This is a genomic window from Nonomuraea sp. NPDC001831, from assembly GCF_042892035.1.
Taxonomy (GTDB): Bacteria; Actinomycetota; Actinomycetes; order Streptosporangiales; family Streptosporangiaceae; genus Nonomuraea.
The window spans coordinates 249,467-266,220 of record NZ_JBIATU010000001.1 but is presented as its reverse complement, the minus strand read 5'-3'; the positions used below and the strand labels follow the sequence as shown (position 1 = coordinate 266,220).

At 69.9% G+C, this 16,754-nt stretch carries 12 protein-coding genes; 6 read left to right on the top strand and 6 right to left on the bottom strand.

What is annotated here, in order from left to right; all coding sequences use genetic code 11:
* Positions 1–183 precede the first annotated feature (183 nt).
* On the top strand, positions 184–2,970 hold the full coding sequence (locus ACFYYW_RS01205; protein ID WP_387643569.1) for a hypothetical protein: 2,787 nt from the start codon (positions 184–186) through the stop codon (positions 2,968–2,970).
* A gap of 462 nt (positions 2,971–3,432) precedes the next feature.
* Here ACFYYW_RS01205 and ACFYYW_RS01200 read toward each other — a convergent pair whose 3' ends face one another.
* The 4 genes from ACFYYW_RS01200 to ACFYYW_RS01185 all read right to left on the bottom strand — a co-directional run bounded on the left by ACFYYW_RS01200 (position 3,433) and on the right by ACFYYW_RS01185 (position 6,606).
* Positions 3,433–3,687, bottom strand: coding sequence for a hypothetical protein (locus ACFYYW_RS01200; RefSeq protein ID WP_387643567.1), 255 nt, complete (start codon positions 3,685–3,687; stop codon positions 3,433–3,435).
* 52 nt (positions 3,688–3,739) lie between these two features.
* A complete protein-coding gene (locus ACFYYW_RS01195) occupies positions 3,740–4,021 on the bottom strand; it encodes a hypothetical protein (protein ID WP_387643565.1) in 282 nt (93 codons plus the stop codon).
* Between the two features lie 198 nt (positions 4,022–4,219).
* Positions 4,220–4,960, bottom strand: a complete 741-nt coding sequence (locus ACFYYW_RS01190; protein ID WP_387643563.1) for an Imm52 family immunity protein — start codon at positions 4,958–4,960, stop codon at positions 4,220–4,222.
* A 2-nt stretch (positions 4,961–4,962) separates the two neighbouring features.
* Entirely contained in the window at positions 4,963–6,606 is a 1,644-nt protein-coding gene (locus ACFYYW_RS01185) for a Tox-REase-5 domain-containing protein (RefSeq protein WP_387643561.1), read from the bottom strand.
* Between the two features lie 746 nt (positions 6,607–7,352).
* Here ACFYYW_RS01185 and ACFYYW_RS01180 point away from each other — a divergent pair.
* The 5 genes from ACFYYW_RS01180 (at position 7,353) to ACFYYW_RS01160 (ending at position 14,182) form a co-directional block, all read left to right on the top strand.
* A complete protein-coding gene (locus tag ACFYYW_RS01180; protein ID WP_387643559.1) occupies positions 7,353–8,084 on the top strand; it encodes a DsbA family protein in 732 nt (243 codons plus the stop codon).
* Positions 8,065–8,715, top strand: coding sequence for a vitamin K epoxide reductase family protein (locus tag ACFYYW_RS01175; protein WP_387643557.1), 651 nt, complete (start codon positions 8,065–8,067; stop codon positions 8,713–8,715). Before ACFYYW_RS01180 ends, ACFYYW_RS01175 begins: the two co-directional genes overlap by 20 nt.
* A 708-nt stretch (positions 8,716–9,423) precedes the next feature.
* Entirely contained in the window at positions 9,424–10,905 is a 1,482-nt protein-coding gene (locus ACFYYW_RS01170; RefSeq protein WP_387643555.1) for an MFS transporter, read from the top strand.
* A gap of 6 nt (positions 10,906–10,911) precedes the next feature.
* The gene (gene soxR / locus ACFYYW_RS01165) at positions 10,912–11,409 is read left to right on the top strand and encodes a redox-sensitive transcriptional activator SoxR (protein ID WP_387643553.1); all 498 of its coding nucleotides are present in this window, start codon (positions 10,912–10,914) and stop codon (positions 11,407–11,409) included.
* An 814-nt stretch (positions 11,410–12,223) separates the two neighbouring features.
* Positions 12,224–14,182, top strand: coding sequence for an ABC transporter ATP-binding protein (locus ACFYYW_RS01160; RefSeq protein WP_387643550.1), 1,959 nt, complete (start codon positions 12,224–12,226; stop codon positions 14,180–14,182).
* A gap of 24 nt (positions 14,183–14,206) precedes the next feature.
* Here ACFYYW_RS01160 and ACFYYW_RS01155 read toward each other — a convergent pair whose 3' ends face one another.
* Both ACFYYW_RS01155 and ACFYYW_RS01150 read right to left on the bottom strand, forming a co-directional pair.
* Positions 14,207–14,989 (bottom strand): hypothetical protein, encoded by a 783-nt coding sequence (locus tag ACFYYW_RS01155; protein ID WP_387643548.1) that lies wholly within the window; start codon positions 14,987–14,989, stop codon positions 14,207–14,209.
* A 131-nt stretch (positions 14,990–15,120) separates the two neighbouring features.
* Positions 15,121–16,752, bottom strand: coding sequence for an amidohydrolase (locus tag ACFYYW_RS01150; protein WP_387643546.1), 1,632 nt, complete (start codon positions 16,750–16,752; stop codon positions 15,121–15,123).
* Positions 16,753–16,754: the final 2 nt, after the last annotated feature.

The following is a 16,754-nucleotide window of genomic DNA, read 5'->3' as shown; positions in this document are numbered from 1 at the left end:
CCCGTACTCGGATTTCGACCCGCGCCTCGCCCCAGAAGTTCAGATGAGTGACGGACTGGACGGGTCGTTGCCCGGCTGTGGAACCACCGTCGCAGGGGTGGCGGCCAGGCTGTGGCCGCCGCCGGAACAGGATGAGTACGGGCTACTCATGACGGCACGAGCGCGGGCGCCGACACTCGGCCCATGCTCATCCGCCGCGTGATCGTGCCGCTCGTCCTATTCGTCGTCGCCGCCCTGCTCGGCGCCCCCGCGGGGCACGCCGACGCCGCGGTGCACGGTGAGTGCGAGTTCCTCGGGACCTCGCCCCTGTCGCTCGCGGAGGGCGAGCGGCCCCGTGCCCGCATCACCTTCCTCAACGACAGTCAGGAGAGCGGCTGGTTCACCGCCACGGTGGAGGCCGGGTTCCACTACTGGCACGCCACGCCGTTCTACCGGCAGTTGTTATCGGCCGAGACGGGGCTGGTGCAGGGGGAGTTCGACCTGCCGCCGGCGTACGCGGAGGGCCTCGGCGACGCGAGCGGCCTGCGGATCGACATCACCTCGACGCTGTCGGGCGACACGACGATCGGCACCTGCTCCACCACCCTGAAGGTGCACACCGGCCGTGACACCGACCAGGACGGGCTGCTGGACGACTGGGAGATCAACGGCATCGACTACGACCAGGACGGCACGGTCGATCTCGCGCTGAACCAGCCCCCGTACAGCGCCGACCCGAACAAGAAGGACATCTTCGTCGAGCTGGACGCGATGTTCTGCCTGGCGTCGTACTGCCGGCGCTCCAGGGAGCTCGACCCGAACGCCATCAGCCAGGTGGTGACCGCCTTCGCGGCGCACGGCATCACCCTGCACGTCCGTACCGGGGAGCGGGCCGGCGAGGCGGAGCGGATCACGTTCGACACCAAGAGCCCCGGCAGCTGGGACGACTTCGACGATGTCAAGTTCGGCGACCCCGCCATCGCCTGCGACGGGAACTTCGGCGACGTGCTCGACCGGATCTCCCGCAACTGCGAGAACATCCTGGGCGCCAAGCGGCTGGCGTTCCGCTACGCCGTGTCGGTGCACGGGCTGACCGGCCTCGGCACCACATCGGGCCAGGCCGAGGCGGGCGACGACACCCAGCAGCACGTCGACCTGGCCCACCTGGCCCGCGTCGCCCTGCCGGGCGGCAACGACTTCGTCATCTCGCTCGGCGCGTGGGACAACACGCGGATCACCGCCAACGGCGGCCAGACCGCGGCGGAGGCGGGCACGTTCATGCACGAGCTCGGCCACACGCTCGGGCTGCAGCACGGCGGCCTGGACAGCATCAACTGCAAGCCGAACTACCTGAGCGTCATGAACTACTCCTACCAGTTCCCCACGGCGTCCACCGCGTCCCGCCCCCTGGACTACCAGCCCCAGGAGCGCGCCCCCATGAACGAGGACCAGGGGCTCGACGAGGTGGGCGACGCCCTGCCGGGAGCGGGTAGCGCGACGGTCGTGTACGGGACGGTGGTGGCCGGGAGACCCGGAGTCGCGCTGACCACGCCGGCCAACAAGCCGGTCGACTGGAACGGCGACGGCACCAGGGCGACGAGCCAGTCCGGGGACGTCAACCACATCATCATGGGCCCCGACACCAGGTCCTGTCCCGTCTCCCCCAAGCAGACCCTCACCTCCTGGAACGACTGGGACCACCTGAACCTCAATTTCCGCGAGAGCCCCTGGTTCGAGGACGGCGCGCACAAGGGCGTGCTCGGCCTGGGCAGCGCCGAGATCACCGCCGAGGCCGCCGCGAGTCTCAACCCGCCGATCGACCTCACCGCCGCCAAGACCGTGGACAGGCAGGACGCCTCCCCCGGCGACCGGCTCACCTACACCGTGGCCGTGGGCAACAAGGGCCCCGCCACCGCCACGGCGGTGAAGATCGACGACACGATGCCCGGCGGCGACGTCGTCCACCGCACGACGTCCGACGTGCCGGCGGGCGGCTCCGCGCGGGAGACGTTCACCTACGACGTCCCCTGTGCGACCACGGACGGGACGGTCCTGACGAACACGGCGGCCGTGTCGGGGACCAATGAGCGCGGATACGCCGAGACCGGCACCCTGTCCGACAACACCGCCGGGGTGTCCACCACGGTGCACCGGCCGGTGATCGGCGTGGCGGTCACCGCGCCCGCCACCGTCGACGCCGGCGAGGCCGCCGCCTACACCCTGACCTACCGCAACACCGGCGGGGCCGCGGCCTCCGGCGCCACGCTCACCGCCACGCTGCCCGCCGGCCTCTACTACAGCGCCGCGCTCGACCAGGGCGCCGGGCCCCGCCCCGGCTCCGTGAGCAGGAACGCCGACGGCACCACCACGCTGCGCTGGGCCATCGGCACGCTGCCCGCCAGCACTGGGACCGGCACTGGGACCGGCACGATCGCCTTCACCGCGCGGCCGAGCCTGCTGTTCCTGGACGCGGCGACGGTCACCGTGCCGGTCTCGCTGAGCGCCGACGGCTCCGGCCCGTGCCCCACCAGCCCCGCCGCCGCGGCGGCCGAAACGCGGATCACCACCGTCTCCCCCAGCCGCGACCCGGGGCTGGTCACGTTCTGGGCGCTGCGGCCCGACCTGCGCACCGCCGAGGCGCTCGCCCGCGTCCAGGCCACCGACGACCGCTTCGACGGCGCCGACGGCTCGGCTGCGAACGGCGCGCTCTCCCTGCGGGAGTCCACCGCCGTCCTCACCCTGCCGCTGACGCAGCCGCGCACACTGCGAGCCGAACTGCTGGCCACCACGCTCAACCTGGCCGACCGCCGGATCAACGCCGGCACCGCCGTGGACGGCCTCACCGCGCGGGCCCTGGGGGTGCGGACGGTGGGCGAGGCCGTCCGCCACGTCCAGGCCACCCTCGCGCAGCCGCCCACGCTGGACAACCTCGTCCGCTACACGAAGGCGACCCAGCTGCTCGCCGAGATCAACTCGGGTCTGGCGACCTAGCCATGTGCTTCCGAGGTGGCCGCCCGCCGGTGGCCACCTCGGTGGCCACCCCCGTAGCGGCTTCGGCCGCGGCGGGACGGAGCTGGGCCGCGCGGATGCGGGATCGTACGTTCGAAGCGGTAGCTCCCGTTCTGCTCCTGGAAGACGTCGGTGAGCTGCGTGTAGCAGGAGCCGAACATCAGGGGATCGTTCAGCAGGACCCCGACCAGCCCAGCGAACCGCAGCTTTCGGCACCGGACGTCAGCGCTGGGATGCGCCTGGAACCGCATGGAGATTGTCTCGGATGCGCTGACCTGCGACTCAGCCATTCCGGAACCGGCCAGAATAGGCGTGCCCGATCAGCGCCACCTGACGGCTGGGGACAGCTTCGGGAGAAGGACGCCCCTCTGAGCCTCACCCAGAGTGCCTGACCCAGATCGCCGGCGTCAACGGCCACTACCTCGCCATGGTCCAGGACCTCACTCATCGGCGGTGTTCCTCGGTCCCGCGCCGTTCCAGTTCGGCGCGGCCCGCGTCGGTGAGGTGCCAGCGGTATCCATTCGCAAGATCGTCCCGCTCGTCGCGAATCAGCCCCTGTTCGGCCAGCCACTTGAAGGCAGCGCGCTTCGCCCAGTCGCCCCACAAGGTGTTCACGTCGCCAGTGATCACTGTGGAGTCCCGGATGCGAATCAAGAGCTTGCGTTGCCCCTCGGTGAGGTCGATCGGCGTGGCGTTCATCGCTGGCCTCCGCGTCGCGTCTCGGACCAGCTGCGGAGCTTCACGGTGTCGCTCATGAGGCATCATCGCCCTCGGCGCCGACGCTGATCAAGGCCGCATCGGCGATGGGCACCCCGGCCTGCGGGTGACGCCCGAAGAACACCTCGCGCTCGCACTGGAGTACCCAGACGTTGCCGCTCCGCTTGAGCGGTTCGACCACCTTGTGCATGCCCCGGTCGATCGCCGGCGTTCCCGGCCCTCGGCCGGCCTGCGTCGTGTAGACGATCCGGCGGCCAGGCTGCACCTCGGGCGCGGGAGCGTACGTGTACTCGTGGCGCGTCCAGATGACCGTCATCAAGCGTCACCGCCCGACGTAGTCGCCACACCGTCGAGGTCGGCCGCTTCGATGACCGCCCGCGCGATCTGCCCTTCGGTGAGACCGGCCACGAGCATCATCTTGGACACCAGGAGTGGCGGCAGCCGCGACCATGGCGGCTGGGCTCGTCGCCTTCACCGCGTCACCGGCACTTGAGTGACAGCTTCATCGAACGGTTCACCAGGTCCCGCGGTCGTCAGGCACCGGCGTGAACGCGGGCGAGGCGGCGAGCGTTTGATCAAGCCGGACAACTGGGTCATCACTGCTCGCGCGGGTCACCTCCGCCCTCAGATCGATGAGCGCACCGCCGCCCAAGGGACTGATCGTCCCCTCCTGCGGGGCCGGAGCCTCCGCCCAGCGGCGGGCCGACAGGTAGGTGACGTATCCGGCTCGCAGGTCGGACGGCCGCAGCGACCGATGTTCCTTGAGCCGGGCCCACAGTTGGGCGTGGCCCGCGTCCCCCCAGTCGACGTCCCAGTGCTCGGCGACGATGGTGAGGATGCCGGCGGCGACCTCCCAGCCGTGCGCCGCCACCTCTTCGCCCTGCATCGTCACCGTGATGCTGTTGCGGACCTCTGAGCCTTCGGCATGAGACCCCACGGTTCCGCGGAACACGACGCTTCCCCCGTGCGGCGCGGTGCTCCAAGCGGAAAGGGTGAAGCCCAGCTCCGCCTTCGTGGCACCGAGTTCCACCTCCAGGTACTCGTCGAAGCGCGCCATTTCGGCCAGCAGGCTCCCTGCGTCGGGCTTGAGCGCAGGAGGATCCTTCTCATCCTCGTCCAGCGGCGAGTGCCAGGTGGTGAACAGCTCGGGCGCGGTGCGCTGAAGCCTCGTCAAGCAGGCGGCCCAGCGTTCGGCGCAGTCCTGCGCAGACTGCCGGCGAGGACCCCAGAATCCCCGCACCAGAATCTTGCGCACGATTATCTGATCTTCCAGTTCATCCGCTGATGGTCGACCTTGATGTTGATGCCCTCTTCTTCGAAGAACTCCCTGACGGCATTGGCCACCCGCTCGTTGGAGAACCTCCATTCGATGGACTTGCCGGTCCCCTTGGCGGCCTCGATCTGCCGATTGGCCTGAACCTTGAACTTGTCCGCCTGCTTCTTGGTGAGGTTTCCATGCTCGTCAAGCTTCTTACTGTAGCCAAGCTTGGCATCCAGGAGGACTCCCCGAGGGCCGTCGTACCCGTCGAACTTGACGCCGTTGACCTTGTACTCGCGGCTGATCCGAACGCCCGTGACCTGCTCCTGGTAACGCATCCAATGCCTGCGCTTGGTGTAGTTGATTTTGATCCATCTGCCCGGTCCGCCGCCGGTCGTGCCCACCCGCGGCGTCCTCAGAACGCGGGCGTCGGTCACGATGTTGTCGGTGTCAGAGCCGGCAGAGGGGATTGCCTGCTGTTCCGCCTCAAGTGCCTTGATGGTGGCCGGGATCTCGGCTTTGACGAGGGCCCGGGCGAATCCGGTGGACTGCGCGCGGACGCTGTGGCTGCGGTTGGTGGCGGCGTGGTAGGAGACGCTGCAGGTGACGACCGCTTCGCCGTTGGCAGGGATGGAGACCTGCCGCCGGCATGAGCCGACAGGCCTGCCGTCCAGCTGGAAGTCGATGATGACGTCGGCGGTGATCGCGCCGACCTTGAGATAGGGGCTGTCGAGCTTTACCCGGTTGCTGATCGTGATGGTGGCGGTGCAGCCGCTGTTGTTACAGGGGGACAGCCTGCCGGAGCTCGCCGCCGAGAAGGCCACGCTGGAGTCGATGGCGCCCCTGAGGGCCTTGGCTTCCTGCTTGAGCTGGTCGATAAACGTCCGTGCCTGGGCACCCGTCAGCGCGGAGACGGTGATGTTCAACCGGAAATCGTCACGCCATCGCGCCGGCCGCACGACGAGGGCGCCGCCGGAGAGACCGGTGCCGGTGATATGGGGGGTGGGAGGTGCCGGACCGCCGCCGGATGCCCCGGAATCGATGCGGACGATCTGGTACGGAGCAGTCGTCGTCACATAGATGGCGCCAATCGGCGCAGTCACCTTACGTGCCTGGACGCCGTTGACCTTGGTGACCGGGCCGCTCGACAAGTCGACCTGTCCGGACAGGCCCAGCAGCCGGGCAAGACTGGGCGGGGCGAGGAGCTTCGACAGCGCGAAACCGGCGGGTCCGGTGCTCATCTTGACCCAGCGCTTGGCGTACTCCTTGCTCAGGCGCGCAGTGGCGCCGTTCGTGCGCCAGTAGCCCGGTCCGGCCTTCACATAGGTGCTGCCGCCGGCGGTGAATATCTTGATCTTCTGACCGCTCACGGTCACCGTGCCCGCCGTCGACCCCTTTGAGGTGACCTTGACGTCGAGGCCCAGCTGCTGGCCGCGGTCGGCCAGCGTTCCCCTGTAGTGAGCCGCCGGGAGCCCGGCCAGATGGCTGATCGCGCTGTTGACCTCCGTGGTCGCAGCGGGGCCTGCCGTGTTCACCGGGCGGGTCAGGCCGGGCAGGCGACCTAAGCTGCTGATCAGAACGGTGAGCGCGACGGCCACCGCGGCCAGCGCCGCCACCGCTCCTCCGCCGACGAGGAACCACATCCGGCGACGATTCGGCGTCCGTCGGCCGACCGGCGGACCACCTGGAACCGGCGGGCCCGGGAAAGGAACGCCGGGAAAGGAAGGGCCAGGGGGTGGCAAGCCGGGCACGGGAGGACCGGTAGGCGGCGCCGGCCCGGACGCAGGAGGGCCGGAAGACCACGGCGGCCCAGACGCGGGAGGACCGATAGGCGGTGGCAGTTCTTCGCCCGGGCGATTCTCAGGCATGTCGCTCATCCCCCGCGACCTCGCTTCGTCAGCCCGTCAAGGTGCAACGTGATCGTCCGCGTGATCGCCACCCCCGTCAAGCCTCAGCATGTCGAACCGGCCGCTGCTCTCTCCGAAGAGGGCAGCATCGACGGGTGGAGGAGCTCGGCCGGCCCGGGACTCCCTGACAAGGGCTGCACAAGATCGGACACAGCGCTCCATGGCGTGAACGAGACGACGACCGAGAACGAGCGGGTGCAGAGGGGGAGCGCTGACCTGCGTGTTCCAGCTCAGGCCGGAACACGGAGACGAATCACGGCCCGGCGCGATGAACTGGCTCTGGCCATCAGTTCCGCGCGCACTGTTTGTCTGGACGGCGAATCCGGCTTCCAGACAATCCATCAGCCACCAAGACTGGCCCCTGCCTGCCGCTTCCTGTGTGGCGGGCTGACATTTCACGACCTTGGTCAGACAACGATCAATGCTCATCGGATTGTCCGATGCCGGGCGGGAACGGGCTGCTTGCGGTGAGGAGAGGGCGCATGGCGAAAACCCCAGATCAGAGCCAGATACGGCGCAAGAAGATCGACGCGATGCGCGAGCAGGAGGCGCGCGCCCGCAAACGGAACAAGAACCTCGCCGTGTCGCTGACCGTAATCGGCGTTTTCATCGTCTTGCTGGCCGCCGTGCTCGTCGTCAACCGGCTCTCCGGCCCCGAGACTGCCGTCGTGGCCGCCGGTAAGGCGCAGTACGTGCGCGCCGACAGCCACAAACTCTCGGTCGCCCCGGACGGCAAGGTCACGCTGGTGGAGTTCCTCGACTTCGAGTGCGAGGCCTGCCGGGCGGCCTTCCCAGTGGTGGAGGACCTGCGCAAGCAGTACGCGGGCAAGGTCACCTTCGTCGCACGCCACTTCCCGCTACCCGGCCACTTCAACGCCGAGCGCGCCGCCCGCGCCGTCGAGGCCTCCGCCCGGCAGGGCAAGTTCGAGGCGATGTACCAGCGCATGTACGAAACCCAGACCCAGCGGGGCGAGAAGCGGGTACCCGCCGACGACGTCTTCCGCGGCCTCGCCAAGAGCCTCGGCCTGGACATGACCGCCTGGGAGAAGGCCTACAACGCCCCGGAGACGCTGGAGCGCATCAACAAGGACGTCGCCGATGGCAAGGCCCTGGGGATGACCGGGACGCCGACGTTCTTCCTCAACGGCCGGCGGCTGCAGCCCGAGTCCGAAGCCGACTTCAAGGCGGCCATCGATGCAGCGCTCGCAAGCTGAGCCCGTCGCCGCGCCGCCGGTGAGCGACGTGCACGAGCAGGAGACGGCGCCGTTCCCGCGGCTGCTGCCCCGGCTGCTGACGCTCGGCGGCCCGGCCGGGTTCGCGGCCGCGTTCACCTTGTCGGTGGAGAAGATCGCTCTGCTGAAGAACCCTGCCTACGTGCCGAGTTGCAGCCTCAACCCCGTCCTGTCGTGCGGGTCGGTGATGAACACGCCGCAGGCCGAGGCGTTCGGCTTCCCCAACCCCTTGCTCGGCGTGGCCGGCTTCGCCGTCGTCACCGCGATCGGCGTCGTGCTGTTGACGGGCGCCGCCCTGCCCCGATGGTTCTGGCTGGGCCTGCAGACGGGGGTCACCTTCGGCGTGGTGTTCATACATTGGCTGATCTACCAGAGCCTGTACGTCATCGGCGCGCTGTGCCCGTACTGCATGGTGGTTTGGGCGGTCACGATCCCGATCTTCTGGTACGTCACTCTGCACAACCTCCGGCAACGCCACCTGCCCGGCGTCCGCGCCGGGCGCGCCGTCCAGGCTGTGGTCAGCTACCACGCGGTGCCGCTCACCGTGTGGTTCCTGACCGTCGTCACCGCGATCGGCGTGCGGTTCTGGTCCTACTGGAGCACGCTGCCGTGAGGGGCTCGTGATTTGGACACTGCCCTGTGTGATCGCCGCCCCTCCAACCGGCGAGATCGGCGTAGAGGTTCTCGGCGGTGTGGGCGACGGCGCCGTGGATGCCGCCGGTGGCCTCGTAGTCGGCCAACGTGAGTGCCCCGGCTGCGACCAGGGCGTCGATGAAGGCGCGCTGTTAGTCCGGGTCCTGGCACAGGGTGAACGTCTCCTTGAACTGGTCGACCCCGCTCACCTCCTCCTCACCGGCGTCCGGCCAGCCCGATACCACATACCCCTAGCTGGTATAAGCCGCCCTGCGGGATGCCGCTTCTTCGACGTCTTGCCCTCGGGGACCGGCATCCCGCAGGGCGTGCCAGTTCACGTGTGCTTCGGAGCGCTGCGGGAGACGTGCGTAGCGGCGGGCGTTCATGCACCAGCCCGACTTTACGACGCCGGCGCAGTACACCGCCGTCCTCGACCGATCCCCCACCGTCCACGACAACCCCACACCAGACGCTCCCGACTGCATGGTGGCCACCCGCCGCCGGGTCCGCTGAAGTCCCCGCCACTGCCGTGACCGCAACGCCCCGAAGAGAGCACCGCCTCCGCCGCGGTTGCGCCGTATGTGTGTTCGGCTGCGCCAGAACGGCTGTGACCTGGCCAGTTGACCTCAACTTAGGTTGAGCTGATGGGCTGTTCGCCGTCGTCCGAAGGACCAGAGGAGCGAACAGCATGGACACCGCAGCCACCGGCTCAGCCCGACATCCCGCCACGGATCAGCCGCCGCGCTCAACCCTCCCGGTGATCCTGACCGGCGTGGTCATCGTGGCGATGTCCATCTCCGGGACCGCGGTCGCACTGCCGAGCATCGGCCGTGACCTCGAAGCCTCCGGTGCCCCGCTGAACTGGGTCGTCGCCGGATACAACCTGGCCTTCGCGGCGATGACCCTCATCGCGGGGTCAGCCGCCGACCGGGTCGGCCGCCGCCGGGTGTTCGTCGTCGCGGCGCTGGTCTTCGCGGCCGGATTCCTCGCGACGGCGCTCAGCCCGTCGATCATCGTCATCGATGTCGCTCGCATCGTCTCCGGCGCAGGCGGGGCCGGGATCATGGCGGCCGGCGGAGCCATCCTGGCCGCCAGCTACGACGGCGCGGCGCGCAACCGGGCCTTCGCTCTGATGGGGACCATGGCCGGGATCGGCATCGCCATAGGCCCGACCCTGTCAGGGCTCCTGATCGACGCCACGGGCTGGCGGGGCGGGTTCGCGGTCTACACCGTCGTCAGTTTGCTGGTGGGCCTGGGCGCGACCCGGGCCCGCGAGTCGCGGGCGGAAGCCGGTGGCCCGGTCGACTGGACGGGCAGCGCTCTGTTCGTGGCCGCGCTGTCGCTGTTGATGTTCGGGCTGCTCGAGGCGCCCGCGCTCGGCTGGCTGCACCCGGTCATCCTGATCATCGGGGTCGCCGGCCTGGCCTGCCTGGCCCTGTTCGGCGTCATGCAACGGCGCAGCCCCGCTCCGGTGCTGGCCCCGGCCCTGGTCACCAACCGGGGATTCCTGGGCTGGAGCCTGGCGACCTTGACCACCTCGATCGGTTTCCTCGGCGTGCTGGTCTTCCTGCCCACCTACCTGCAGTCGGCGGCGGACCTGTCGCCTTCGGCGGCGGGCGCGGCGATGCTCCTGCTGACCGCGCCCGTCCTGGTCGTGCCCATGGTGGCGGTGACTCTGGTGAACAGGGGAGTGTCGCCCCGGCTGCTGATCATGATCGCCCTGGCGCTGGTCGTGGCCGGGAACCTGTGGCTGACCGCGCTGAACGCCGACCACGCGGTCGCGGTCGTCGCGGCCCCGCTGGTGATGATCGGCGTGGGCATGGGCGCCTCGTTCGGCATCACCGACGGCCAGGCCATGGCGCTGGTGCCGGCCGACTCGGTCGGCATGGCGGCCGGATTCCTCAACACCCTGCGCGGCGCCGCGGAGGCCCTGGTGATCGCCGCGTTCGGCGCCTCGCTCACCGGTCTCCTCTCCGCGAAGCTGGGCGACGCCGTACGGGCCGCCGAGGTCGGCGCGGGACGTCTCACGCGCGGTGCCGAGGCCGTCGAACTCGATGCGTTCACCTGGTCCTGGCAGTTGACCCAGCTCGGGATCGGGCTACTGTGCCTGGTGCTGTCGGTCGTCGTGATCGCCCTGATCCGTGGTCGTGCGGCGACGCCCGGAGAATGAAGGAGGATGATCGTGCGCGCCAGCCCGGACGATCACCTGGCGATCGGTGAGGTCATCCGCAGGACCGGGGTGCCCGCTTCCGCGCTGCACTTCTACGAACGCAGGGGCCTGATCATCAGCGAGCGCGGGGTCGGCGGCCAGCGGGTCTTCTCGCGGCACATGCTGCGCCGGATTTCACTGATCATCGTGGCCAAGCGGCTGCACATCCCGTTGTCGGACGTTGCCGAGGTCTTCACCACGCTGCCTGCCGATCGTGCGCCCACGCACAAGGACTGGCAGCGAGTGTCCCGCATCTGGAGGAGGCAGCTCGAGGAGCGCCGCCGCGCCATCGAGAACCTCGAACAGGAACTCACCGGTTGCATCGGCTGCGGCTGTCTGTCGATGAAGGCCTGCCTGCTCCTCAACCCCGACGACGCCCTCGAGGGACAAGGCCCCGGCCCGGTGCGCCTCCAGGAGGCCGAACTCGCCCGGCGACGGCGGGCGCGACCTGGCACGATCACATGACCGTGACCTGATCATCCGGGCACTGACGCCTGGCGATGCGGTGCGGATCCAGGATTACCCCGTCCAGCGCTTACCAGAGCGCACTCACCGCCCTGCACGCCCGCGCCGGTCCACGACGCTGGAGGCCCCCGACCGGCTGGCCTCTGCGAGGCTGCTTGCCCGAGGTGTGCGTGGCGTTGGCGTGCACTCGGCGCAAGAGTTCCGCCGGCCTTCGGCGCGGCTCTGCGCCTGTCGGCCCGTTCCTCTGTACAGCCAGGTCAGTGCCGCGCTCGCGCGAATAGTGTGCCCACGAGGTTCCGTCACCATCGTCTTCCGGGTGGGGCGCGTGCGTGTTGAGGTGATCGCATGACCCCCATGAGCGCCATCAACCGGGCAGCCGCCGCGGGAATGATCGTGCTGACGCCGGCACTGGCCTGGACCAGCATCGCGCTACAACGCGTCGCGGCAGACGGGGCCGCACCATGGACTCGCGAGCGGATCCCAGGCCGGCCCTGCGGAAGCGGCGCCGCCTGACGTACGGGCGTCGCGCTCGTGGGGGCCGTTCCAGGGCCGCCTTCATGGGCCGGATCGCGCCCGCTCAGCCGCTCGGCAGATGCCGGGTGACATCGATCAGGAGACCGCTCGTCTTCGGGATCTGCCCGCCGCCCTCCACCGTGAGCCTGCGACCGCCTCACCCGGCAAGGCCCTCCAGCAGCCAGGACAACGGTATGCCCGCGTCGACGCCACGATCACATGCAGGACGCCGCCACCCGGGCGAGAGGGGACGCCGACGGCGAGCGGAAGAAGCACTCCCCGAGAGAACGGAGCCTCGTCCGTGACGGTACGGTCCGAATCTGATCCTCCCCCTGCCGACCACACCGGGCAGCAGGCCGCCGTACAGGAGCCCGCCACGGATCCGATCTTCGGCGGCGGCTTCCAATACAGCATGGGCTGGGCGCGGCACGAGGCCGACCTGGCGGTCGGCTTCGGCGTGATCATGCGCAAGCTGCCCTCGCTGATCGGCATCTGCCTGCGGCTGTCCTGGCGAGCCGACCCGGCCGCGCTCGTGATCGTCGTGACCTGCCAGCTCATCGTCGGCGCCGCGACCGCGTTCGGGCTGCTGGCCACCAACCGGGTCCTGCAGCAGATCCTCGCGGTGGGGCCCACCCCCGACCGCGTCAAGGCCGCCGTACCGGCGCTGGTCCTGGTGGCGGCCGCCGGCATCAGCGTCGCGGTGTTGACCGCCTGGTCCGGTGCCGCCTCCGGACGGCTCCAGCCGAAGGTCGAGCACCTGGCCTACGACGAGCTCCTCAGCCGCGCCGCGAACGTCGAGCTGCTGCACTTCCAGGGCGCCCAGTTCCATGATCTGCTGGAGGCCGCGCAGTACGGGGCCGGATGGATCGACATCGTCATCGATCAGGTCATCCGCATGCTGAAAGCGCTGATGGGCATGACTGCCGCCGCCGGCGTCCTGGGTGTGCTGCACCCTCTGCTGCTGCCGCTGCTGCCGCTCATCATCCTGCCGCGTGCCTGGGCGCTGGTGCGCTCCACTCTGCGCCGCAAAGCCTCCCGCCTGCGGTGGCTGACTCCCGTACGGCAGCAGCGCAGCCTTGCCCAGCTCCTGGTCGGAGCCGACCCCGCCGAGGAGATCCGCGCGCACGCCGCCGGGGACTTCCTGCTCCGCCACCACGACCGGATGGCCCTGCGCTCGGCGCGGGAGCAGGCCCGCCTCGCCCGCGCCGACGCCGGAGGCGAACTGCTGGCCGGGGCGCTGAGCGGCCTGACGACGGGCGCCACCTACGTGGTGCTCGGCTGGCTCCTGATCACCGGACGCATGCAGCTGGCCGCCGCCGGCACCGCCGTCCTGGCCATCCAGACCGGCACCAGCCAGCTGGGCAACCTGATCTATTCGATCAACAACGTGTTCGAACACGGCCTCTACACCGAGGACTGGGCCGCCGCCTGCCGTCAGGCCGAACGCCTGGCCATCCCCCGCGACGGCACCGGCCTGCGGCGGGCCGACGGCCCCGACCTGATCGAGGCACGCGGCCTGCGCTTCAGCTACCCCAACGCCGACGAGCCCGCCCTCGACGGCGTCGACCTTGCCATCAGCCGCGGCCAGATCGTCGCCCTGGTCGGGCACAACGGCTCGGGGAAGACCACGCTGGCGAAACTTCTCACCGGCCTCTACCTCCCCGAATCCGGATCGGTCACCTGGGACGACACCCCCACCACCGACCTCGACCGAACCCAGCTCTTCGACCAGGTGGCCCTGCTGTCCCAGGGCTACGAACGATGGCCCTTCACCGTGTCCGCCAACGTCGCCATCGGCCGCCACACCACCGGCCCCACCCCCGAAGCGCTCGCCTGCGCCGCCGCGGCCTCCGGCGCCACCGATCTCATCGCCTCCCTGCGGGACGGCTGGGACACGCTGCTCGCTCCCGAGTACCAAGGCGGGGTCGACCTGTCGGGCGGGCAGTGGCAGCGCATCGCGGTCACCCGCGCGTACTTCCGGGACGCACCCGTGCTGGTCCTGGACGAGCCGACCGCCGCCCTCGATCCCCGCGCCGAGGCCGAGACCTTCGCCGGGGTGCGCGCCCTGGCCGGCGGACGCACGGTCATCCTCATCACCCATCGCCTGCACTCCGTGCAGCACGCCGACCGCATCTTCGTCCTGCAGGACGGCCGGATCACCGAGAGCGGCAGCCACCAGGAGCTGCTGGCTCTGGGCGGCGAATACGCGCAGCTGTGGTCGTTGCAGGCGGCTCAGTACGGCATGGGCACCACCCCGTGAACACGGCCGGACGTGCCCGTCGGATCACCAGTCATCGGTGACGAGGCTCCTGGGCGGGGCCGTGATCTTGACCGGGCTCCCCCAACCTCGATAGATGATGTTCATCGTCATCGTCTCGACCTCATCGCCCCCGTACGCCGAGGTGAACCTCAGGATGGCGTGAAAGCGTCGCGGCAGATTGTCCGGGCCCGCCCACAGCTTCCAGGTGATGGACCCGCGCCACGAGCCGCCCTCCTGCTCGGTTTCGAAGAACATGCCGGCCTGCCGCTCCCCCACCTCCGGAACCGTCACGACGCCGTTGAAGACCGTGGTCCGGACTCCCTCGAATGTTCCGCCGTCGCCGCTGAAGGCGCCGTTGTGGGCGCCCAGCCTGAGGAATCCGGGGTTGATCCCGTTGATCAGGTCCTCTCCCCAGATGACGCCGGAGAGGTTCCGCCCGCCGTAGGTCCATTTCCCCACCGTTGACGGCGACTTCCAGATGTACTTGCCGTCCTTGGAACGTACGTAGCCCTGGGAGTAGAAGTCCGGGCCGATGCTGATCTCCCGAGACCGGCCCGTCCCCCCTGCCTCCTGGGAGATCGTCGTGGTGTCGGCGGCGTACACGCCTGAGGCGTTGAAGCGGTACGCGCCGGACGCCTTGATGCCCCAGGTGGCCGGAGGCCCGGCGCGCCGTTTGACGGTGAACCGCACGCTGCCCTTCTTCGCGAACTGGTGCTGGATCGCTTCGACGACGGAGTCGAGGGACTGCGACTCAGGAGCCGCGCGAACGGCGCCGCCGGGAATCGTGACACTCAGCAGGCCGGCCATCACCAGCACGGCGCTCATGCGCTTCATGAGCCGATGATCGCTAACGGTGATCACCGTCTCGTCACGGCGGCGCGGCTCCCGCCCTGGGGCGGGCGGGGAGGACGGGGACCGGTTCCCCCGGCGGCGAGCGGTCAGAAGGACGGATGCGCGTGCACCTGTCGTCCCTCCACGTAGGTGGCGAGGACGGTGATGCCGCCCAGGTCACCGGAGGGTACGGCGAACGGGTCGGCGTCGGTGACGATGAGGTCGGCGAGCTTGCCGGGCTCGATGGTCCCGGTCCTGGTGTCGAGGTGGTTGATCCGGGCGGTGCCGATCGTGTACGCCGACAGGGCCGCCGCCACCGAGAGGCGCTGCGCGGGCAGAAACGGCCGCCCCGATCCGTCGGGGAGCATCCGGTTGACGGCGACGTGGATGCCGAGGAACGGGTCCGGGCTGCTGACCGGCCAGTCGCTGCCCGCGGCGAGGGCGGCGCCCGAGCGCAGGAGGTCGCCGAAGGGGTACTGCCAGGCGGCGCGCCGGTCGCCGAGGAAGGGGATGGTCAGCTCGTCCATCTGCGGCTCGTGCGCCGCCCACAACGGCTGGATGTTGGCGGTGACCTCCAGGGCCGCGAACCGCGGCACGTCGTCGGGATGGACGACCTGGAGATGGGCGATGTGATGCCGGTTGCCCTTGCGCCCGTTGACCTTGAGCGCCGCCTCGAACGCGTCCAGCGCCTCCCGGGCGGCCCGGTCGCCGACGGCGTGCACGTGGACCTGGACCCCGACGGCGTCCAGCCGGGTGACGTAGGCGCGCAGGTCCTCGGGCCCGACGAAGCTGATGCCGCTGTTGCCGGTCCGGCATCCACAGCCGTCCAGGTAGGGGGAGGTCATGGCGGCGGTGTAGTTCTCCGCCACGCCGTCCTGCATGATCTTCACGCTGGTGGCTCTGAACCGTCCGGTGGTGGTACGGCGGGCGAGCAGTTCGGGGATCTGCTCCTCGCCCCGGTCTCGATCCCACCACAGGGCGCCGACCACGCGCCCGGTGAGTATGGAGGCGTCGGCGGCTGCTTCGTAGGCGCGCTGGACCTCCGGGCCGACCATCGCGTCCTGCCATGCCGTCACTCCGGCCTGGTGCAGACGTCGCTGGCCGGCCTGGAGGCCGCGGAGCAGGTCCTCGTCCGTGGGCTCGGGCACGTGCCTGCCCACGAGCGAGGCGGCGCCCTCGTGCAGGGTTCCTTGAGGGGTTCCGTCGGGTTCGCGCTCGATGCGCCCGTCGTTCGGGTCGGGGGTTCCGTCGTGGACGCCGCACAGCCGCAGGGCCTCGGTGTTGACCCATGCGCCGTGCCCGTCCCTGTTGGTCAGGTAGACCGGCCGGTCGGGGACGACCTCGTCGAGGGCGATCCGGCTCGGCGTGCCGCCGGGGAACCATTCCATGGACCATCCGCCGCCGGAGATCCAGCGCACCTCGGGATTGGCCGCGGCGTACGCGCGGACGACGGCAAGGGCGTCGGCGGCGTCCCGCGCCTCGTGCAGGTCGCACCGGGTCATGGAGAGTCCGGCCAGCACCGGGTGCACGTGGGCGTCCTGGAACCCGGGAAGCAGGGTCCGGCCGGCCAGATCGACGATCTCGGTCCGCGGGCCGGCCAGGTCGCGCACCTCCTCGACCTCGCCGAGCGCCAGGATCCGCCCGTCGCGTACGGCCAGCGCGCGGCTGGGAGCGCCGGCCATGGGGCGCACCCGGCCGTTGAGGAACACGATGTCGGCAGTTTTGGCGGCAAAAGTCATGA